The sequence below is a fragment of the Saccharibacter floricola DSM 15669 genome (genome assembly GCF_000378165.1).
GTDB lineage: Bacteria > Pseudomonadota > Alphaproteobacteria > Acetobacterales > Acetobacteraceae > Saccharibacter > Saccharibacter floricola.
In genome coordinates this window covers 329241-349390 of record NZ_KB899333.1, presented here as the reverse complement: position 1 = coordinate 349390, position 20150 = coordinate 329241, and the positions used below count along the sequence as shown (strand labels likewise).

Below are 20150 nucleotides of genomic sequence, written 5' to 3'. Positions count from 1 at the left end.
CCTTAACAATAAATTTCTCTCTATAGGGAGCTGCCAACACACACACACGCTTATGGACGACAATACTGCCTCGTCCATAAGCGTGATACGCAATAGCTTAATTAAGCAGATGCACGATCATAGATAGGGAAGCGATGGCACAGCGCCAGCACGTCATTACGAACGCGCTCAATGGTGGCTGTGTCCTCTTCTCCTGCCGTCAGAACTTCGTCAATCATGCGTGCAATCTCGCGAAACTCTGCTTCACCAAAGCCGCGTGCCGTTGCCGCAGGACTGCCCAGACGCACACCTGACGTCACGAATGGTTTTTCTGGATCAAACGGAACAGCATTCTTATTCGCTGTGATTCCTGCGCGTTCCATCAGAGCTTCGGCAAATTTCCCCGTCACTTTCTTAGGACGTAGATCCACCAGTACAATGTGGCTATCCGTGCCTTCTGTGATGATGTCAAAACCACGCTTGGAAAGCTCATCCGCCAACGCACGCGCATTGTTCAGAACACGCTGCTGATAGGTCTTGAACTCATCTTTCAGCGCATCACCAAAAGCAACAGCCTTCCCTGCGATAACATGCATCAGAGGGCCGCCTTGTAGCCCAGGGAATACCGCTGAATTGATTTTTTTGAACAGCTCTGGGTCATTGGTCAGAATGATCCCACCGCGTGGTCCTTGGAGGGTTTTGTGCGTCGTGGACGTTGTAATGTCGGCATATGGCACTGGATTCGGATACAGCCCAGCGGCAACCAACCCAGCATAATGAGCCATGTCCACCATCAAAGATGCACCGACCTCATCGGCAATACGACGGAAACGAGCGAAGTCGATCTCACGTGGGTAAGCAGAACCGCCAGCAACGATGATGCGCGGCTTATGTTCGCGAGCGAGCTTTTCCATCTCTTCATAATCCAGCACGCCGTCCTCACCCCGGACGCCATACTGCACAGCATTGAACCATTTACCGGAATAGTTCGGTGCCGCACCATGCGTTAGATGACCACCTGCAGCCAAGCTCATCCCCAAAATGGTATCACCTGGCTTACCAAGCGCCATAAAGGCTGCCTGATTCGCATTGGCCCCAGAATGTGGCTGCACATTGGCGTATTCTGCACCGAACAGCTTTTTCACACGCTCAATCGCAAGGTTTTCAACCTTATCAACCTCAACGCATCCACCATAATAGCGACGGCCCGGACGCCCTTCCGCATATTTGTTCGTCAGGACAGACCCTTGCGCTTCCATCACCGCAAAGGAGGTCATGTTTTCTGAGGCGATCAGCTCAATTCCGTCCTGCTGACGTTTTAACTCACCGTTAAGCAGGGTCGCGACTTCTGAGTCCCGCTCTTGCAGGGAATCATGAAAGAAGGATTTAAGCGCTTCTTTGCTGGCATGTTCAGACATGATGGTCCATCTCTCCAGAAATTATTTTCTTCATCTATAGGCGCACGAGCAAAGCCCGTCTATCGTTACGCCCCAATGATGTCATAATGTTTTGAAAACGGTAGCAAGGGCCACCTTATGAGCATGCCTATTTGGCGCACAAAATCAATCGATCATCTTGCCAGTCAACATTCTGGCTTAAAGCGCGTTTTCGGCCCTTGGCGTCTGATCGCCATGGGCGTTGGTGTGACTGTGGGTGCAGGACTATTTTCCCTCACCGGTGTTGTCGCTGGACAAAATGCAGGCCCTGCCGTCACCCTATCCTTCCTAATCGCCGCTGTTGCCGCTAGCTTCGCTGGCCTTTGCTATGCCGAGCTTGCTGGCATGATCCCTGCAGGCGGTTCTGCCTATGCCTATGCTTATACAGGTTTGGGCGAAGGCGCTGCTTGGATAATCGGGTGGGATCTTATCTTAGAATATACCGTTGGCGCTGCGGCCGTGGCCTCAAGCTGGTCGGGATATCTTGCCTCACTGCTCAAAAGCTGGGGAATTGCCATCGACCCTCGCCTCCTTGCCATCCCCGGTACACCCGTGACGATGCCCGATGGCAGTACGGCTCATGCTTGGTTGAATGCGCCCAGCATTTTCATTATTTGCGCCATTACAGCCCTACTTATGCGCGGCACAAGCGAATCTGTGCGCTTTAACACTCTTGTGGTGATTTTTAAGGTGCTCGTCATCACCGGCATGATTGTCGCCTGTATCCCCTTCATTCACCTTGCAAATTACCATCCCTTCATCCCTCCCAATACCGGCGAATACGGGCATTTTGGTTTTAGCGGTGTGATGCGTGCTGCTGGCATGGCGTTCTTTGCTTATATCGGGATCGACATCGTCTCGACTGCCGCACAAGATACCAAAGACCCACAACGCAATATGCCTATCGGTATTCTCGGTAGCTTGGCAGCCTGCGCCGTCATCTACATCGTTTTTTCAACAATGTTGATAGGCATTGTGGACTATCACCGCCTCGCCAATGATGGGAGCCCTGTCGCCACGGCTATCGACCAGGTACACATGCCGTGGCTCGCCGTGCTCGTAAAAGTTGGCGTAACGCTGGGTTATATTTCCGGTCTATTCGGACTGCTCATCGGACAAAGCCGCATCATGCATAATATGTCTTATGATGGCCTCATCCCTTCTGCGTTTAGCCGGCTCAATAAACGCACCCAAACGCCTTGGACAGCGCATATCCTCACCGCCATTGCCAGTAGTGTGCTCGCAGCCACAATGCCGATCGGTGCGCTAGGGGCTATGACCGCTATCGGAACTTTGCTTGCCTTTATCATCGTCTGTGCAGGTGTCACCGCCCTGCGTCTGCGCTCTCCTCAGACCCCACGTCGTTTCCGTGTCCCCGGTGGGCCATTCCTTATTCCAGCTCTCGGGATCATCTCTTGCGGGATCGTCATGGGATCCATTGATGCGGCCACATGGGAACGTCTTGTCGTCTGGTTAATCATCGGCGTGTTTATTTATGTGATTTATGGTATGCGTCACAGCCATCTTCATAAGACCCCTCCTCATGACCCTTCGTAATAGAAGGGCCTCATGCGGTTCCACACGATGCGGATACGTTATTCATGACCTCGCCATTCTGGCGCACTAAATCTGTTACCTCTGAGGTCGGACAGTCGTCCGGCCTTAAGCGTGTCTTCGGCCCTTGGCGCCTTATTGCTATGGGAGTCGGTGTGACTATTGGTGCTGGCCTGTTTTCTCTTACAGGTGTTGCTGCAGGCCAATATGCTGGCCCTGCCGTCACGCTCTCCTTCCTCATTGCAGCCATTGCCGCGAGTTTTGCTGGCCTATGTTACGCAGAACTAGCGGGGATGCTTCCCTCAGGAGGATCAGCTTATTCCTATGCTTATACCGGCCTTGGCGAAGGCATTGCTTGGGTCATCGGATGGGATCTCATCTTAGAATATACCGTCGGTGTTGCCGCAGTGGCATCAAGCTGGTCTGGCTATGGGGCCTCCTTGCTGAAAAGCTGGGGGATCATGCTTGACCCCCGGCTTCTCGCACCACCAATGACACCCGTTACATTACTGGACGGTCGCCATGCTCACGCTTGGTTTAACGTGCCAAGCGTCCTTATTCTTGCTTTTGTCACCCTTATGCTCATGCGCGGCATGACAGAATCATCACGCCTTAATACGATCGTCGTTGCCATTAAGACCTTTGTTATTATTGCTATGATTATAGCCTGTGTGCCGTTTGTCTCATCATCGCATTTCCACCCCTTTATTCCTGCGAACACTGGCACTTTTGGAAGCTTTGGTTTTAGTGGTGTGATGCGCGCTGCTGGTATGGCCTTTATGGCGTATATCGGTTTCGATATCGTCTCGACCGCTGCACAAGACACCAAAAACCCACAACGCACTATGCCCATCTGCATCCTCAGCAGCCAAGCTATTTGCGCTGTTATTTATGTGATCTTTTCTGCTGTTCTCATCGGTGTGGTGGACTATCGCACAATGGCTAATGACCCCAGTCCGGTCGCAACAGCGATGGATGCTGTGCATATTCCGTGGCTTGGAGCGCTCGTTAAAGCCGGTATTACCTTTGGTTACATCGCTGTCGTTTACGGCCTCCTCATGGGGCAAAGCCGCATCGTCATGGCCATGTCCAATGATGGGCTCTTACCGTCTTGCTTTGGTCGTCTCTCCAAACGCAGCAAAACACCAAACATGACCCACCTTCTGACCTTCTTAGTCGGTGCTCTCATGGCCGGCTGTCTGCCCATTGGGGTTCTCGCAAACATGGCGTCTATTGGTACACTTACAGCATTTGTCATTGTATGTGCTGGCGTGACAGCCCTGCGGCACAAAGCCCCAGAAGCATCACGTTATTTCCGTGTTCCTGGTGGGCCCTACGTTATCCCAGCGCTTGGGGTGCTCTCATGTGGTGGGGTGATGTTCTCCATGGGAGGGCTCACTTGGCTACGTCTTTTCATCTGGCTCGCCATCGGTGCTGTCATTTACGTCACCTACAGCATGCAGCATAGTCACCTTAGAGCGCACGATCACTCCTGATTAACCTTACCCTCATTAATCCTTCCATGGTGGAGACCGTCTCATGACAACGCCCTTCTGGCGCACAAAGCCAATCGCAGCCGAAGAAAAAAACCAAACTGGTTTGCGGCGTGTTCTGGGCCCTTGGCAACTGATTGCTCTTGGGATCGGGGTTACAATCGGGGCTGGCCTCTTCTCCGTAACCGGTGTTGCGGCTGGGCAATATGCTGGCCCTGCCGTAACATTGTCTTTTCTCATTGCAGCCCTCGCCTGTACCTTTGCTGGGCTCTGCTATGCGGAACTCGCGGGCATGATCCCTGCAGCTGGTTCCGCCTATACCTACGCTTATACCGCAATGGGCGAAGGCATTGCTTGGATCATCGGCTGGGACTTGATCTTAGAATATACCGTTAACGCATCAACAGTGGCCTCAAGCTGGTCGGGATATTTTGCCTCTCTTTTACAAGGCTGTGGGATAAGCCTTGATCCACGCCTCCTCTACGCAACAGGAACCCCTGTTACCCTTCCCGATGGGCACACAGCCTCTGCTTGGCTTAATGCACCAAGTATTTTTATTATGTTTGCCGTCACCTTTCTGCTGATGCGTGGAACGAGTGAATCTAGCAAAATTAATGCCATTGTCGTGGTGCTCAAACTTCTGATTATTGCTGGGGTTACGATTGTATGCCTGCCCCATATTCAGATGAGCCATTTCCATCCCTTTATTCCCCCCAATAACGGGACATTTGGTCATTTCGGCCCAAGTGGTGTTATGCGCGCTGCAGGGATGATTTTCTTTGCCTATATCGGCTTTGATATTGTCTCAACCGCCGCTCAAGATAGCCAAAACCCACAACGCAACATTCCGATTGGAATCCTTGGCAGTTTGGCCCTTTGCGCTGTGATCTACGCTATTTTCTCATGCGTTATTGTTGGCGTCGTGGATTACCGTCAGATGGCCCATGATGCCAATCCTGTCGCTACCGTTATGGACAGCATCCATCTTCCTTGGTTTTCAAGCCTCATTAAACTCGGCATCACCTTGGGGTATATGTCGGTCATTTATGGGCTGCTCATGGGGCAAAGCCGCGTCTCTCTTGCAATGGCTCAGGATGGTCTTATTCCCGCCTGTTTCAAACGCCTTAACCCGCGCTCTAAGACGCCTTGGATTTCCCATATTATTACCGCCATCATTGGGAGTGCACTGTCTGCCTGCTTACCAATTGATATTCTCGGGAAAATGACCTCTATCGGCACTCTCCTTGCCTTCATTCTTGTCTGTGCTGGAGTCATGGTGCTGCGCATTCGGGCTCCTCATGCCCCTCGGCGTTTCCGTGCCCCCGGGGGTATGGTGACTGTTCCTTTGCTCGGTATTCTCTCCTGTGGTGCCGTCATTCTTTCAATGGACGGAATGACATGGATCCGCCTGATTTGCTGGCTCATCATCGGTATGGTGATCTATGTGTTTTATGGTGCACGTCGGAGCACCCTCAATACGCAGAACCGCTCTTAAAGTCTTCTGCTCTGCTAGCTTTGTCCCTCCTTCTTTCTTAGGAGGGACAAAAAAACAGTTCACAAAACATTATCCATGCGTAAAAGTAATATCTGACATGATGTTTTCGCATTTATAGTCGAACTGTACACTCCCTCCAGCTAGCGGAGCCTTTTATATGACGACATCTTTTTGGCGCATTAAGCCCATTACAGCAGACACAAAACCAACAACAGGCCTCAAGCCGGTTATGGGGCCTTGGCAACTTATGGCTCTTGGCATTGGCGTCACGGTTGGTGCAGGGCTTTTTTCCCTCACAGGGGTCGCTGCAGGCCAGCATGCGGGCCCGGCTGTCGTTCTCTCCTTTATCATTGCTGCGATTGCCTGTGGTTTTGCAGGGCTTTGCTATGCTGAACTTGCGGGTATGCTTCCCGTTGCAGGCTCCGCCTATTCCTATGCCTATAGCTCAATGGGGGAGCTCGTAGCATGGATTATCGGATGGGATCTCATCTTAGAATACACCGTTGCTGCAGCTGCCGTGGCTTCCAGTTGGTCGGGATATTTCTCATCTCTTCTTCGCGGCTGGGGTCTTTATATTGACCCTCGTTTGTTAGCCCCTCCGATGACCCCCGTTACCTTGAGCGATGGGCAGGTCGTGCATGCGTGGTTTAATGCGCCAAGTGTATTTATCCTCTTTATTGTGACAGCTCTTCTCATGCGTGGAACGAGTGAGTCCAGTACTGTTAATGCCATCATTGTTGCTATTAAGCTTCTCATCGTTGCCATCGTCACGATCGTTTGCCTCCCGCATATCCATGCGACAAACTTTCAGCCTTTTGTGCCGCATAATACTGGGCATTTCGGACATTTTGGCTTCAGCGGCATCATGCAAGCCGCTAGCATGATTTTCTTTGCTTATATTGGGTTTGATACCGTCTCCACAGCGGCGCAGGATTCACGCAATCCCCAACGTGACCTCCCCATTAGCCTGATCGGTAGCTTACTCATCTGTGCTGTCATTTACGTGGTCTTCTCATCTGTTCTCGTCGGTGTTGTCAATTATAAAGACCTCGCCCATGACCCCAATCCAGTCGCTACTGTTATGGACAGCATCCATATGCCGGCTCTCTCTGCCTTCGTTAAGCTGGGGATCGCTCTTGGTTATATGTCCGTTATTTACGGCATGATGCTTGGGCAAAGCCGTGTATCGCTTGCTCTCGCCCATGACGGGCTTCTCCCGCCTTGTTTTGCCAAGCTGAATGCACGCTGCAAAACACCTTGGACTTCTCATATCATCACAGCTCTTGCGAGTTCTATACTCGCCGCCTGCCTTCCAATCGGTATCCTTGGGGCTATGACCTCCATTGGCACATTGTTGGCTTTTGTGATCGTCAGTGTGGGTGTCATGATCCTACGTTACAAAGCACCCAATGCCCCTCGTCGCTTTCGCGTTCCTGGTGGTAATATCTTGATCCCTTCACTCGGTGCCCTCGCTTGCCTGATTGTCATGCTCTCAATGGATGGGCTGACATGGGGCCGTCTCGTGATCTGGCTCCTCATTGGTGGGGTGGTCTATGGCCTGTATGGACGTCATCACAGTTTGTTGAAGAACAACACTCCACATTAACCACCCTCTGGTCAGAAAGACCGATGAGAGTCATGATGGGGAAATGATACATACGTCTTTCCCCACGACCCGCCTACGCCGCAATCGGCATGATGACTTTACCCGCCGTATGGTGGCCGAAAACCGCCTTCATGTTGATGACCTCATCTGGCCTATTTTTGTTTGTGAAGGGCACGACCAACGCCAAGCTGTCGATGCCATGCCGGGTGTTGAGCGTGCGAGTGTTGATCGGCTCATCCAGCATGTGCAGCCTGCTGTCGATCTTGGCATTCCTGCTGTTGCCATATTCCCCGTCACACCGATGGCCTTGCGCGATGAAAAAGGCACCGAAGCTCTCAACCCTGACAACCTCATGTGCAAAGCTGCACGCACACTAAAAAATGCTTTCCCTCAGCTGGGCCTTATCGGGGATGTTGCACTGGACCCCTACACCAATCATGGTCATGATGGTCTTGTCCAAGACGGAAAAATCCTCAATGACGACACGGTGCAAATCCTCTGTCAGCAGGCACTTAATCAAGCACGCGCTGGGATTGATATCATCGCACCATCGGACATGATGGATGGTCGGGTTCATGCTATTCGCACAATGTTGGATCAGCACGACTTTACCGAAACGCGCATTATGGCCTATGCCGCAAAATATGCTTCAGCTTTTTATGGCCCTTTCCGCGATGCACTGGGTTCTGACGCCCTACTCAGCGGGGATAAAAGCACATACCAGATGAGCGCCAGTAACTCCGATGAGGCATTGCGTGAAGTCGCTCATGACATCGCAGAAGGTGCAGATATGGTGATGGTTAAGCCAGGGATGCCTTATCTCGACATTATCCGCCGCGTTCGCGATGAATTCTCTATGCCGACCTTCGCTTATCAGGTCTCTGGTGAATATGCAATGATAATGGCCGCTATTCAAAATGGTTGGCTAGACCGTGAGAAGACCATTATGGAAAGTCTTATGGCTTTCAAACGAGCAGGCTGTAACGGCGTTTTAACGTATTTTGCTCTTGAAGCAGCACAGCTGCTCAGAAAATAGGGGTAAGAAATGACGCGCCCATCCCCGTCTCGTCGGAGACGGGGAAGCCATGCTTATCGCGATGGCCTTCACGCTGAAAAACTGGCTCTTTCATTCCTAACAGAGCAGGGCTTCAGCGCGTTTGCCCAACGCCTCAAAACACCTCACGGTGAGATTGATCTGATTGTTGGTAATGACGACTGGCTCATCGCTGTAGAAGTCAAATACCGACAACGCTCGGCAGACTGTGCATATGCACTGACCACGCGCCAATCCCAACGCCTACTCGCCGCTTTTTCTTATGTACTGGAGTGCTATCCTCACTGGCAAAAGCCTAATACACGCTTTGATGTGATCCTTACTGATCACGCTCAGCATATCCGGCATATAGAAGATGCTCTACGCTTAATGTAAGAAACTAGATGCCTTCCAGCCTCTAGCCAAAAGCTCCCCTAGTAGCTCCTGACTTGAACGCTCTTCCTACGACTTCGCTGAAAGCTACTTTTCTAAACGATCTAGATAATGACGTCCTGCAAAAAAAGCATCTTTAACATTGTAATATCCCTCTTCCATTACCAATTTCACGACCATAAAAGGTCCTTCTTTAGGACAAGAAATAAGGTAAGAGATATCTTCATGGTCAAGACGATGATCTGTATTTTCAATAATATAAGAAATAAAATCGGTAATTGTGTCAAAACCAGCTTTTCGAATTTCCTCTCCATGATGAGCTTCAATATATCGGCGGCCAAACCCATCTCCCTGTGCAGAATAAAGAGCACGAACCGCATTTTGCATACCATCGAAGAACGTAGTATAGGGGAAACATATATTTTCTTCGAGATGAACACAAAGAACATCATCACAAGAAAGGAATCCAATCACATGATGATTTAAATCAGTATCATTAAATTCAATCTCACACACATTATTCCTAAAATCAGGATAAGATAATATGCGATATGTAAAAAATTTCTGGTCTGTTGTCATATAAAAATCTCTTAGTCTCTCTGAAATTTCCTCTTAGAGTGTCCCCCAGAAATTACCCCCGGCGATGGTGGGTATTGCGCTTATGGCGCGAAATAACATGCCCACGGTAAGCCACCGTACGAATGGCAGTTCCTTTACGATGAAGACGTGCAAGACGCGTCGTCGTCGTTTTCTTACGTTTTTGCGTTGCGTGATAATAATGCGAAGGTGGAGCGATAAGAGCACTAAATGTCAATTTACTGGCTTCATAATCCGTCAGCACACGGTCAGCACGCGCTGAAGAACCAACAACACAGGCGATCCCCATCATACCGAGGAACACCCCCCCTTTCCAGTAACGCGACATTTACACCCCTCCAGCCACTACGGGACAGCTTTATTCGGATAGCCCCTTCTATAAAACAGGATTTTCCTCCCATGACCAGAGGAAACAGCCTAAAAAACAAAAAGAGGGGATTCCCCCTTCATAGGAGCATCCCCTCTTCGCTTCTGATAAAAGCAACGAATGTCGTTAATCAGTATTTTTCACAATATTTTTTTCGGCCAAAAGACTCTCTAGCTCACCGCTTTGATACATATCGGTGATAATGTCACAACCACCAACAAATTCACCCTTCACATACAATTGGGGAACCGTTGGCCATTGTGAGAAGTCTTTAATCCCTTGGCGCAGCTCGGGGCTTTCTAACACATTGGCCGTTTCAAACGGTGCGTCCAAATGGGTTAAAATCTGCACAACACGCGCAGAAAAGCCGCATTGTGGGAAGAGTTTATCGCCCTTCATAAACAGCATCACAGGATGCGTGTCGATCAGGCTTTGAATGGTTTGGAAGATTTCGTCACTCATTTGACAGATCCTTCTGACTCCTCATGAAAGAGAAGCACGTATAAAAAGGGGAAGATATCTCGCATACAAATGGGCTCACCATCTGCAATGTCAAGAGAACCACCCCTTGGTCATCATAGGAGGTTACTCAGGCGTGCGCGTTTTAACAGCGAGCGCGTGTAGCTCTGTGCCAACACGTCCACCAAAAGCCGCGTAAACCATCTGATGCTGCTTTACACGTGGCACACCACGGAAAGCCTCACTAACAACCTCACAGGCATAGTGATCACCATCACCCGCTAGATCCTGCACAGTAATCTGCGCATCCGGAAACGCGTCGCGAATGGTGCGCTCAATTTCAGTTGCGGGCATGGGCATGATCAGCCTTCTCCCATAAAACGTGAAAAGAAAGCGTTGTTAAGCGCTTTTAAATGACTCACGTCAAGACGGGTACCATAAGCAAAGCGAAGGTCAGAACCACCAATATGTCCCAAACGGCGGATCGGCACACCTGCTTTTTCAGCCTCTTCCATCAGTTTTTCGGCGTGAGACGTCGCAATCACATACCGTGCTTGGTCTTCTCCGAACCAGTAAGCATGCAGTGACAGCTCACGTGGATGCGACTGTAAGTGACACCCAACGCCACTCGCCATAGCCATTTCAGCGATGGCCACAAGCAACCCACCGTCTGACACATCATGGCACGCTTTAATCGCCCCTTGACGAATCTTCTGGCGGACAAAGTCCCCATTCCGGCGCTCGGCAACGAGGTTAATCCGTGGTGGCGCCCCTTCTTCGCGACCGCAAATTTCACGCAGCCACAAAGACTGACCAAGCTCACCCCATGTCTCACCGACAAGAAGCAGCTCACCCTCTTCAGGCATCGCTAAACCAACGGCCTGCGCGATATCATCCAGCACACCCACAGCACCGATCACTGGTGAGGGAAGAATAGCCGATGTCAGCCCTGTATCAGAGCGTGTCTCGTTATAAAGCGAGACGTTGCCGCTCACGATGGGGAAATCAAGCGCACGGCCCCCTTCGCCCATCCCTTTAATCGCTTGGACAAACTGCCCCATGATATAAGGATTTTCAGGGCTACCGAAATTCAGGTTATCGGTCATCGCTAGAGGCTGTGCTCCGGTTGCCGTCACATTGCGCCATGCTTCAACAACCGCCTGCAAACCACCCACATACGGGTCAGCCTGCCCATAACGTGGAGTGCAGTCCGTGGTCATCGCAAGACCGCGAGATGTGCCTTCAACGCGAACAATCGCCGCATCAGCTGCCCCAGGCCGCTTCACCGTTTGCCCTAGAACCGTACTGTCATACTGATTCCAGATCCATGACCGTGATGCGAGGTCTGGCGACGCAATCAGTGTTTCAAGCGCCTTTTCAATCCCAACTGGGTCTGCCGGCGGTGTCAGATACGCGGGGGGTTCTTTATTGAGCGCTGGACGATCATAGATCGGCGCTTCGTCGGCTAACGGACCAAGCGGAATATCAGCCTCAACGTTCCCCTTATGGCGCACGGTAATCCGCCCAGTATCGCTCAGATGACCGATAACAGCGAAGTCTAGCTCCCATTTCTCGAAAATCTTGCGAGCCTGCTCTGTCCGATCAGGACGCAGGACCATCAACATCCGCTCCTGACTTTCCGACAGCATCATCTCATAGGCAAGCATATTCGCTTCACGCTGCGGAACTTCGTCAAGCTCCAGATCAATCCCGACCTCGCCCTTACTGGCCATTTCCACAGCCGAAGAAGTCAGCCCAGCGGCCCCCATATCTTGGATGGAGATCACCGCATCTGTCGCCATTAGCTCCAAGCATGCTTCCACCAACAGCTTTTCAGTGAACGGGTCGCCTACTTGGACGGTTGGCCGTTTGGAGCTTGATTCATCATCAAACTCAGCCGAAGACATCGTCGCACCGTGGATCCCGTCTCGCCCGGTCTTCGACCCGACATAGACAACAGGATTACCAATCCCTGCCGCTGCTGAAAGGAAGATACGGTCTTTCTGAGCGATCCCCACCGTCATCGCATTAACAAGCGGATTGCCGTTATACGCACGGTGGAAGTTGGTTTCTCCCCCAACGGTCGGCACGCCCATGCAGTTCCCATAACCGCCAATACCACGCACAACGCCATCAACAACGCGCCGTGTATCGACATTTTCCGCATCCCCAAAACGCAAAGCATTAAGGTTTGCAACAGGACGGGCCCCCATCGTGAAGACATCACGCATGATGCCGCCCACGCCTGTGGCTGCCCCTTGGTACGGCTCAATAAAGGATGGGTGATTGTGGCTTTCCATCTTAAAGACGGCAGCCAACCCATCACCAATATCAATCACACCGGCATTTTCACCGGGCCCATGAATAACCCAAGGCGCCTTAGTTGGGAGGGTTTTAAGATGCTTCCGTGATGATTTGTAAGAGCAATGCTCCGACCACATCACCGAGAAAATCCCGAGTTCTGTTAGACTTGGTGTCCGCCCCATAATGGCCAGCACCTTGTCATATTCCTCTGCCGTCAGCCCGAAGGAGCGCGCCAGTTCACCATCAACGGTCAGACTCATACGCCAAAAGCCTCCACAATCGCTTTAAAGAGGGGCAAACCATCCGTTCCCCCGATGGCCGGGTCCGTCAGATTTTCAGGATGAGGCATCATACCGCAAATACGGCGATTCTCGCTCAACACACCCGCAATCGCCCGTGCACTACCATTGAGGTTAATGTGCGGATCATCAGCCTGCACATGGCCGTCTTCACGGCAATAACGGAACGCAACGCGCCCCTCGCCTTCTAAGCGATCCAGCATCTCAGGACTCGCCGTATAATTACCATCGCCATGAGCCATCGGCGTGCGGAACACATCTCCAGCGGACCAACCTTTGGTATAGATGCTATCGCGCCCTTCTACCTTGAGATGACAGTCTTGGGACAGGAACCGCATCCCTGCATTACGCAATAAAGCGCCGGGAAGAAGCTGCGCCTCCGTCAAAATCTGAAAGCCGTTACACACTCCGAGAATATACCCACCTTTTTCAGCAAAACGCCGAACAGCGGTCATAATGGGGGAATGAGCCGCCATCGCACCGCTGCGTAGATAATCCCCAAAGCTGAAACCACCGGGAATGATGACAAGATCCAACCCATCAACGCTCTCCTCCTGATGCCACAGCATCTTAGGAGCTTGGCCAGAAGCCAGCGTCAGGGCATGGGCCATGTCGCGTTCCCGGTTTGTCCCTGGGAAGACAACGACACCTGCTTTCATTTCTTCCCTCCTGACGTCGCCGGTGTGTTCACAGTAGAACCACACGGATAATTCTCATGAAGGGCGCGATAAACGCCTTTTCCCGCAGGCTGGGACAGAGCATCTGTATGCGCTCCCAACCACGCCACAACAACATTCCGCACCTGCGGGGTCTTCTGCTCTTTAGGCACGCAGAATGCTGTTGGTGCACCGTCATGGTTGAGCGCAGCATAGTCATGAGACCACACTTCACTATCCATCACGCCAGAAAGATACGCATCACACAGGGCAACGCCCTTCTTCTGTGAGCACATCGCCCCAAGCGTTTTTCCCGTCACGGTAGAGACACGCTGTGCATGTGCCGCCTGCCCTAAAGAGAAGAACGCAACACCGGACGCCAAAAAGAGGCCCGCACGGGTCATCTTACTCATGCGACCACCTCTACCTTAAAGTCCTCAATGACCTCATTAGCCAGCAGAGCCTTGGCCATTGCTTCGCCTTCTTTACGGGCTTCATCGGCTGTTTCTGCTGCCACGTCGAGATCAACAACGCGACTAATACGCACATCACCAACATTCTTAAAGCCAAGCGACGCCAATGCATGGCCAACAGCTTTGCCCTGCGGGTCCAGAACGCCTTCCTTCAAGGACACAAAAACCCGAACCTTCATTGCATGCTCTCCACTGTCACATTCTCTCCGTTGCCCGTTTCTGGCAAAATGCCCAAACGACGCGCCACATCTTGATAGGCTTCTTCTACGCGTCCCATGTCACGGCGAAAACGGTCTTTATCCATCTTCTCATTCGTCCGTGCATCCCACAGACGGCAATTATCGGGAGAAATTTCATCTGCCAACACAAGCCGCATCTCATCGCCTTCCCACTGACGACCAAACTCCAGCTTAAAGTCCACCAAGGTAATACCCACGGCAGCGAACAACCCACACAGAAAGTCATTCACGCGCAAAGCAAGAGCCTGCATATCCTCTAATTCCTGAGGATGAGCCCACTGGAATGTCTCAATATGATTCTCAGAGACAAGTGGATCATTAAGCTCATCATTCTTGTAGTAATATTCCACCAAAGTGCGTGGAAGACGTTCCCCTTCTGGGAGACCAAAACGTTTGGATAAGGAGCCTGCCACGACGTTGCGAACCACAACTTCCAAGGGCACAATTTCAACTTCTTTAACCAACTGCTCACGCATATTGAGGCGGCGGATAAAGTGCGTTGGAATGCCAACATCCTTCAAGCGCAGCATAAGATGCTCGCTAATCCGGTTATTAAGCACACCTTTGCCAATAATTGTGCCACTCTTCGCACCATTACCAGCTGTAGCGTCATCCTTAAAATACTGGACGACAGTTCCGGGCTCGGGGCCTTCGAAGATAATCTTCGCTTTTCCCTCATAAATCTGACGACGGCGGGCCATGATGGGTTCCATCCTTACTTGAGATGCAGTCAGAAATGACCTGCCCATTCTAAAAGAAAATGAGCAGGTGCAACAACGCGATAATTTAAGAGAGGCGAACAACCCCAAACTTATTCAGCAAAAACGCGATCGAAAATTTGATCAACAGCGCGAAGGTGCCGTGCCGGGTCAAGCGCATCATCCAGCACTTTCTTATCAATTCGCCCAGCGATATCAGGATCAGCTTCCAGATTCTCACGGAAGGTCTTCCCTTCCTCTGTCCCAAGCTTCGTCCATGTGGCCATCGCGGTGCGCTGAACGATCTTATACGCATCTTCACGCGAGATACCGGCACGTGCGAGCACCAGCAGCACCTCGCCTGAATGAACAACCCCACCGAGGCTCTCTACATTGGCGAGCATCTGGTCGGGATAGATCACCAATTTTTCCATCATGGAAGCAAGGCGGCCCAACGCAAAATCCAGCGTGACCGTGCCATCTGGGCAGATATTACGCTCAACGGAAGAATGGCTGATGTCACGCTCATGCCATAGAGCCACGTTCTCCAGTGCTGGCGTCACATATGAGCGAATCAAACGAGCCAAACCGGTCAGATTTTCAGACAAAACCGGGTTCCGCTTATGCGGCATGGCTGAGCTTCCCTTTTGCCCAGCATGGAAGAACTCTTCCGCTTCACGCACCTCTGAACGCTGAAGATGGCGCACTTCCACAGCCAAACGCTCAATGCTGCTTGCAATCACACCAAGTGTGCAGAAAAAGGCGGCATGACGGTCACGTGGGATGACCTGCGATGAAATCGTTTCCGCCTTCACACCCAAATGCTCAGCAACATACTGCTCAATTTCGGGATCAATATGAGCGTATGTGCCTACCGCACCAGAAATGGCACAAACGGCAATCTCTTCACGCGCTGCAACAAGGCGGCGGCGATTACGTGCAAATTCAGCGTAATGTCCTGCCAATTTCAAACCAAAGCTCGTAGGCTCTGCATGGATGGCGTGACTACGGCCAATCGTAACCGTCTGCTTATGCTCATAGGCCCGCTTCTTCAGCGCTGCCAACACCGTGTCCATATCCTCAAGGAGGATATCAGCAGCCTGCGTCAACTGAACAGCAAGGCAGCTATCAAGCACATCCGATGACGTCATGCCCAAATGAACAAAGCGGCTTTCAGGCCCGACTTTCTCAGCAAGCCATGTCAAAAACGCGATGACATCATGACGTGTTTCAGCTTCGATCTCGTCAATGCGCGCAAGGTCAGCATCGGAAAAGGCAGCAAGGGCAGCATCACCTTTTGTGCGGATAATTTCCGCAGCTTCTTTGGGGATATCTCCCCGACGGGCCATCGCTTCACAGGCAAGAGCTTCAATCTCAAACCAAATGCGATAGCGATTAACAGGCGACCAAATGGCCGTCATCCGGGGGCGAGAATAGCGGGGAACCATGAGTAACTCCGGCAGAAAAAGCGATCAACGTCTGCTTAACCAACTTACACTCTTTTGCCCAGAGCTTATCAAAAAACACATGCTTTGTTCGCTTTTTTTGCCACAGTTTTACGCTTTTTAACGCATAGGTTTTTACGGTAGGATTTTAGCGATATATCTATGTTATACGGCCCCGTAAGCGCTCTTTCGTCTTTCCTGAACCTCATCTTTGATGGGCAATGACAGCGCACGGTTCTACTGAGAGCAATCGCGATGAAAGGAACAGGTTGTGGCTCTTCCGATGTTTTTACAAGAGGGCCTCCGGCTCACTGGGACTATTCTCATCGACCTCGCTCTTGCCGGCAACAATGTTATTGTCATCGCTCTTGCCGCCCGAAACTTACCCTCTAAACAACAACGAGCCTTGGCAATCGCGTTCGGCATTGGCTTTGCCGCCATCATGCGAATAAGCCTTACGCTGATTGCGAGCCACCTCCTCACGACAATCGGCCTGACCCTCCTCGGGGGAATTCTGCTCTTATGGGTTTGCTGGAAGATTCTACGACGCCTCCAAAACCCCAATTACCTAGAAGGAGTAAGAGGCTCGGCTTACTTAGGCGAAGCTATTTTAAACATTGTCATTGCTGACTTTGCTGTAAGCTTCGACAACATCATCGCTATTGCAGGCGTATCCATTGAGCACCCGTGGATACTCTCCCTTGGAGTTGCGCTGTCTGTTCTCATTATGATCATCGCTTCCATTAGTGCGATCCGTCTTCTCAGACGTTTCCCTTGGCTCAGCTGGATGGGATTAGCCGTTCTTTTTTGCGTTAGCATCAGACTGATCGTCCATGGTTGCCATGCTCTTTGGCCTTATATTGCCCACTAAAAGCGTTGCCGACTACACCGGCAACGCTAAACGGCTTCAGCACTCAGCCAAAATGCTTCCGAATAGTGAAGAACACCATGCGTGGTGCTGCCGCTTGGAGAGTTTGAAAGGTTCCTTGAGGGTCACTATTGACAAAGCCATTGCTCCCAACAGTGGCCACATAGCGCTTGTTCAACAAGTTCGTAACATTCACTTGCAGCTCTAAACCACGCATCCATGGGACATTGCCGTGGAAACGATACCCCATATTCAAGTTAAACACGTAATTAGCAGGGACAGAACGGTCATTCGTATAGGTATAATAGCGCTTATCTTGAAACTGCATTAACGCATTGCCCCAGATGCTTCCATCGTCGTACCCAAGCTGCACATTTGCAAGGTTACGCGGGGTATTCACCACCTTCTTCCCTCGGATAGCAGCGCTCATCTGCCCATTTGCATAAACATTATTATCATAGCGTGAATCATTAAAAGCATAGGACATAAAGAGCGACCAATTATCCGCAAAACGCCAATTATAAGCCGCTTCAACTCCACGGGTTGTCACACCACCCGCATTTGTCAACACAGAAGCATTCCCCTGGATACCAACCCCTTGCGTGACAGAGAGAAGGCGGTTCTGAAATTCCACGTAATACCCTGTAATAGAGGCTTGTATTGTTTTATTTTGAAAACGATACCCCAGCTCTTCCGTGTGAGACATTTCAGGATGGATACGGTTCTTTAAATATGCGAACCCCGCTGCCGTTGTCGAAAAAGGCCCTGATGTTTGTGCACTATCATAGGAAGCCATATTTCGTGCATAATCAGCGAAAATTTCATGATGACGATTTAAACGATACCGCACGCCAATCTGCGGTAAAAAGCCATTAGAAGCACTCAATGATCCCGATGGGTACACTGTGCCTGTTGGTGTGCCACGATCATTCCCGCTCATCGCCTTCGCTTGGTTATCAACAATGAGGGACTTAAACCCATAGGTCAGGTTAAGCTTTTTGATAATCGTCCACACATCCCCCAAATGCACTTGGTATGTTTTGGTATTAAAACTACTTTCCCACTGCGTTTTAAAGGAATTACCGTTATACCAATGCAACGAAGATGGTGCACCCAGCTCTGACAACGGATAAAAACGGCGCGCTTGTTCAAAAGAGTTATTTTCAAACCAAAAACCACCTTCAATATGGTGATTAGCGATATGATACTGGAGCGAGCCAATAAAACCTGTGCGATGAATATCATATTCCGTCGTACGCGTTGACATAGACGAGCCACCAAGATCTGCAGGCGTTGCGACATAGGGCGTTGGCCATACACCCTCACCAGAGTTGATATGACCATAACCCGTGATGGAGCCTTTTAAACGTGAGGTAAAATCAATGTCTAACTTGCCATAACCCAACGCATCTTGACGCAACCCAGCAGAATTAAAATACGCATCGTCTTGGCTCCCAAACCCAACCGGAAATGATGTGCCATTTTGGTAAGCACGTGCGATATCCTGAGCGAGAGCATAATTCTTGGTGATATTATCCCACCGATAGCCATGCTTCTGGATCAACGATAATGATAAATCCTGATAGTCGTTTTCTTTCCGTTTAGACCAATCCCCAAAAAGCGTCAGCTTTACGTGATTACCCAGAGGCTGAATATATTTAACGTTAACCTGATCTTGTATCTGCTGACCATTCCCTTTCCATTTATTCGCACCCTGATGATTATATGAAACGTAGAACCGCCCTCCACCAGGTAAATCACCACTATTGACCCGCATAAAAGAACGCCATGTGGAGGCCGAACCAACAGAACCTGCAACATCGACACCAAATTTATGGGAAGGATCAATAGAGGTAAATTGCAACGCCCCACCAAGGTCATTCGAAGCCGCAACCGATACAGACCCAGCCCCTTGAGCAAGCGTTGACGGGCCGTTATTTTCTGTTTGCAGTGCCCGCCCAATGGAGAGCCCATTTGTGTTTCCATAAGCTTGGTTCCCCAGTGGTATCCCATCCATCGTGAAACCAAGGCGACTTTGGTCAAAACCGCGGATAACAATCTGCTGAGACCACTCATATGATCCTAGGGGATCTGAACTCGTAAACATCACACCTGGCAGCTTAGAAAGCGCCTTCATCGGATTTGTACCCGGTGGGTTTTCCGTCAATGCTAAACGCGACAATGTTTGTGTTTGACGCGCTTGCCCCCCACCCAAAACGAGAAGCGTTTCGTTATGATGAGCTTGCATAGAGCGCGGATGCCTAGGGCGTTTCGCTGGACGCTGCGTTTTTGTACGAGCGGTGTGCGCGGAAGCATAGGCATGCTGCTTCTCGACAACGGGTTGTGACAACGCTGAGAGAGGAAGGCAGCACGCACTAACGAGGCCTGTTGTGAAGGCCATCTTACCGTTTATAGACATCATAACCTTATCAAAAGATGAAGAAACGCAACGATCAGCACCGTAATCTTCATCAATGGAAAAGGGTGTGAACTTCTAATGAAGCTTCCATGACATACTTATGACAATGATAGTATTTAAAGAAATCACATTTTATATATCATTATTATGACAGTTTTGTACCTATCTTCCTTCCTAAATGCCTTCTGCCGATTAGTCAGGAATAGAGACAGTGAGCGATCTATCTCTGACCAACAATATCTTGCCTTGTCTATAAATGCGGACAGCTAGCTAACCGTCTGACTGACACCAGCTCTCCAATAGTCGCTCACACAAGCTGATGAAGAACTCTCATACA

Annotated in this window: 19 protein-coding genes; 7 read left to right on the top strand and 12 right to left on the bottom strand. The window is 50.6% G+C overall.

What is annotated here, in order from left to right; genetic code table 11:
* Positions 1-101 precede the first annotated feature (101 nt).
* A complete protein-coding gene (glyA, locus tag F457_RS0101535) occupies positions 102-1397 on the bottom strand; it encodes a serine hydroxymethyltransferase (protein ID WP_018979369.1) in 1296 nt (431 codons plus the stop codon).
* A gap of 117 nt (positions 1398-1514) precedes the next feature.
* Here glyA and F457_RS0101530 point away from each other — a divergent pair, with 117 nt between their 5' ends.
* The 6 genes from F457_RS0101530 to F457_RS0101505 all read left to right on the top strand — a co-directional run bounded on the left by F457_RS0101530 (position 1515) and on the right by F457_RS0101505 (position 8992).
* Positions 1515-2972, top strand: a complete 1458-nt coding sequence (locus F457_RS0101530) for an APC family permease (protein WP_018979368.1) — start codon at positions 1515-1517, stop codon at positions 2970-2972.
* A 44-nt stretch (positions 2973-3016) separates the two neighbouring features.
* Entirely contained in the window at positions 3017-4465 is a 1449-nt protein-coding gene (locus F457_RS0101525) for an APC family permease (protein ID WP_018979367.1), read from the top strand.
* A gap of 43 nt (positions 4466-4508) precedes the next feature.
* A complete protein-coding gene (locus F457_RS0101520) occupies positions 4509-5957 on the top strand; it encodes an amino acid permease (RefSeq protein ID WP_018979366.1) in 1449 nt (482 codons plus the stop codon).
* Between the two features lie 157 nt (positions 5958-6114).
* Entirely contained in the window at positions 6115-7563 is a 1449-nt protein-coding gene (locus F457_RS0101515; RefSeq protein ID WP_018979365.1) for an APC family permease, read from the top strand.
* A gap of 43 nt (positions 7564-7606) precedes the next feature.
* On the top strand, positions 7607-8599 hold the full coding sequence (hemB, locus tag F457_RS0101510; protein ID WP_018979364.1) for a porphobilinogen synthase: 993 nt from the start codon (positions 7607-7609) through the stop codon (positions 8597-8599).
* 9 nt (positions 8600-8608) lie between these two features.
* Entirely contained in the window at positions 8609-8992 is a 384-nt protein-coding gene (locus F457_RS0101505) for a YraN family protein (protein ID WP_018979363.1), read from the top strand.
* Between the two features lie 84 nt (positions 8993-9076).
* Here the strand turns inward: F457_RS0101505 and F457_RS0101500 are convergent, their stop codons facing one another.
* The 10 genes from F457_RS0101500 to purB all read right to left on the bottom strand — a co-directional run bounded on the left by F457_RS0101500 (position 9077) and on the right by purB (position 16529).
* Entirely contained in the window at positions 9077-9568 is a 492-nt protein-coding gene (locus F457_RS0101500) for a hypothetical protein (RefSeq protein WP_018979362.1), read from the bottom strand.
* Between the two features lie 52 nt (positions 9569-9620).
* Positions 9621-9914 (bottom strand): hypothetical protein, encoded by a 294-nt coding sequence (locus F457_RS0101495; RefSeq protein WP_018979361.1) that lies wholly within the window; start codon positions 9912-9914, stop codon positions 9621-9623.
* Positions 9915-10079: 165 nt separating this feature from the next.
* A complete protein-coding gene (gene grxD, locus F457_RS0101490; protein ID WP_018979360.1) occupies positions 10080-10415 on the bottom strand; it encodes a Grx4 family monothiol glutaredoxin in 336 nt (111 codons plus the stop codon).
* A 123-nt stretch (positions 10416-10538) separates the two neighbouring features.
* A complete protein-coding gene (locus F457_RS0101485; RefSeq protein WP_018979359.1) occupies positions 10539-10772 on the bottom strand; it encodes a BolA family protein in 234 nt (77 codons plus the stop codon).
* Between the two features lie 2 nt (positions 10773-10774).
* Positions 10775-12976, bottom strand: a complete 2202-nt coding sequence (gene purL, locus F457_RS0101480) for a phosphoribosylformylglycinamidine synthase subunit PurL (protein ID WP_018979358.1) — start codon at positions 12974-12976, stop codon at positions 10775-10777.
* The gene (gene purQ / locus F457_RS0101475) at positions 12973-13674 is read right to left on the bottom strand and encodes a phosphoribosylformylglycinamidine synthase subunit PurQ (RefSeq protein ID WP_018979357.1); all 702 of its coding nucleotides are present in this window, start codon (positions 13672-13674) and stop codon (positions 12973-12975) included. Before purQ ends, purL begins: the two co-directional genes overlap by 4 nt.
* Positions 13671-14084, bottom strand: a complete 414-nt coding sequence (locus tag F457_RS0101470) for a Rap1a/Tai family immunity protein (RefSeq protein ID WP_018979356.1) — start codon at positions 14082-14084, stop codon at positions 13671-13673. The genes purQ and F457_RS0101470 overlap by 4 nt, the downstream gene beginning before the upstream one ends.
* Positions 14081-14323, bottom strand: a complete 243-nt coding sequence (purS, locus tag F457_RS0101465) for a phosphoribosylformylglycinamidine synthase subunit PurS (protein ID WP_018979355.1) — start codon at positions 14321-14323, stop codon at positions 14081-14083. The genes F457_RS0101470 and purS overlap by 4 nt, the downstream gene beginning before the upstream one ends.
* Complete coding sequence (gene purC, locus F457_RS0101460; RefSeq protein ID WP_018979354.1) at positions 14320-15084, bottom strand: phosphoribosylaminoimidazolesuccinocarboxamide synthase; 765 nt, start codon at positions 15082-15084, stop codon at positions 14320-14322. Before purC ends, purS begins: the two co-directional genes overlap by 4 nt.
* 110 nt (positions 15085-15194) lie before the next feature.
* A complete protein-coding gene (gene purB, locus F457_RS0101455) occupies positions 15195-16529 on the bottom strand; it encodes an adenylosuccinate lyase (RefSeq protein ID WP_018979353.1) in 1335 nt (444 codons plus the stop codon).
* Between the two features lie 268 nt (positions 16530-16797).
* Here purB and F457_RS11860 point away from each other — a divergent pair, with 268 nt between their 5' ends.
* Positions 16798-17397: a YjbE family putative metal transport protein gene (locus F457_RS11860; RefSeq protein ID WP_018979352.1), complete on the top strand. Its 600-nt coding sequence runs from the start codon at positions 16798-16800 to the stop codon at positions 17395-17397.
* A gap of 43 nt (positions 17398-17440) precedes the next feature.
* Here the strand turns inward: F457_RS11860 and F457_RS0101445 are convergent, their stop codons facing one another.
* Positions 17441-19813 carry a TonB-dependent receptor gene (locus F457_RS0101445; RefSeq protein ID WP_018979351.1) on the bottom strand — a complete coding sequence of 791 codons (2373 nt, stop codon included), beginning with the start codon at positions 19811-19813 and terminating at the stop codon, positions 17441-17443.
* Between the last annotated feature and the right edge of the window lie 337 nt (positions 19814-20150).

Coding starts and splice junctions, on each gene's coding strand:
- purL (WP_018979358.1), bottom strand. CDS start 12,976: ATGAGTCTGACCGTTGATGGTGAACTGGCGCGCTCCTTCGGGCTGACG.
- F457_RS0101485 (WP_018979359.1), bottom strand. CDS start 10,772: ATGCCCATGCCCGCAACTGAAATTGAGCGCACCATTCGCGACGCGTTT.
- F457_RS0101445 (WP_018979351.1), bottom strand. CDS start 19,813: ATGTCTATAAACGGTAAGATGGCCTTCACAACAGGCCTCGTTAGTGCG.
- hemB (WP_018979364.1), top strand. CDS start 7,607: ATGATACATACGTCTTTCCCCACGACCCGCCTACGCCGCAATCGGCAT.
- purS (WP_018979355.1), bottom strand. CDS start 14,323: ATGAAGGTTCGGGTTTTTGTGTCCTTGAAGGAAGGCGTTCTGGACCCG.
- F457_RS0101500 (WP_018979362.1), bottom strand. CDS start 9,568: ATGACAACAGACCAGAAATTTTTTACATATCGCATATTATCTTATCCT.
- F457_RS0101495 (WP_018979361.1), bottom strand. CDS start 9,914: ATGTCGCGTTACTGGAAAGGGGGGGTGTTCCTCGGTATGATGGGGATC.
- grxD (WP_018979360.1), bottom strand. CDS start 10,415: ATGAGTGACGAAATCTTCCAAACCATTCAAAGCCTGATCGACACGCAT.
- F457_RS0101530 (WP_018979368.1), top strand. CDS start 1,515: ATGAGCATGCCTATTTGGCGCACAAAATCAATCGATCATCTTGCCAGT.
- F457_RS0101520 (WP_018979366.1), top strand. CDS start 4,509: ATGACAACGCCCTTCTGGCGCACAAAGCCAATCGCAGCCGAAGAAAAA.
- purQ (WP_018979357.1), bottom strand. CDS start 13,674: ATGAAAGCAGGTGTCGTTGTCTTCCCAGGGACAAACCGGGAACGCGAC.
- purC (WP_018979354.1), bottom strand. CDS start 15,084: ATGGCCCGCCGTCGTCAGATTTATGAGGGAAAAGCGAAGATTATCTTC.
- F457_RS0101515 (WP_018979365.1), top strand. CDS start 6,115: ATGACGACATCTTTTTGGCGCATTAAGCCCATTACAGCAGACACAAAA.
- glyA (WP_018979369.1), bottom strand. CDS start 1,397: ATGTCTGAACATGCCAGCAAAGAAGCGCTTAAATCCTTCTTTCATGAT.
- F457_RS0101505 (WP_018979363.1), top strand. CDS start 8,609: ATGACGCGCCCATCCCCGTCTCGTCGGAGACGGGGAAGCCATGCTTAT.
- F457_RS0101525 (WP_018979367.1), top strand. CDS start 3,017: ATGACCTCGCCATTCTGGCGCACTAAATCTGTTACCTCTGAGGTCGGA.
- F457_RS0101470 (WP_018979356.1), bottom strand. CDS start 14,084: ATGAGTAAGATGACCCGTGCGGGCCTCTTTTTGGCGTCCGGTGTTGCG.
- purB (WP_018979353.1), bottom strand. CDS start 16,529: ATGGTTCCCCGCTATTCTCGCCCCCGGATGACGGCCATTTGGTCGCCT.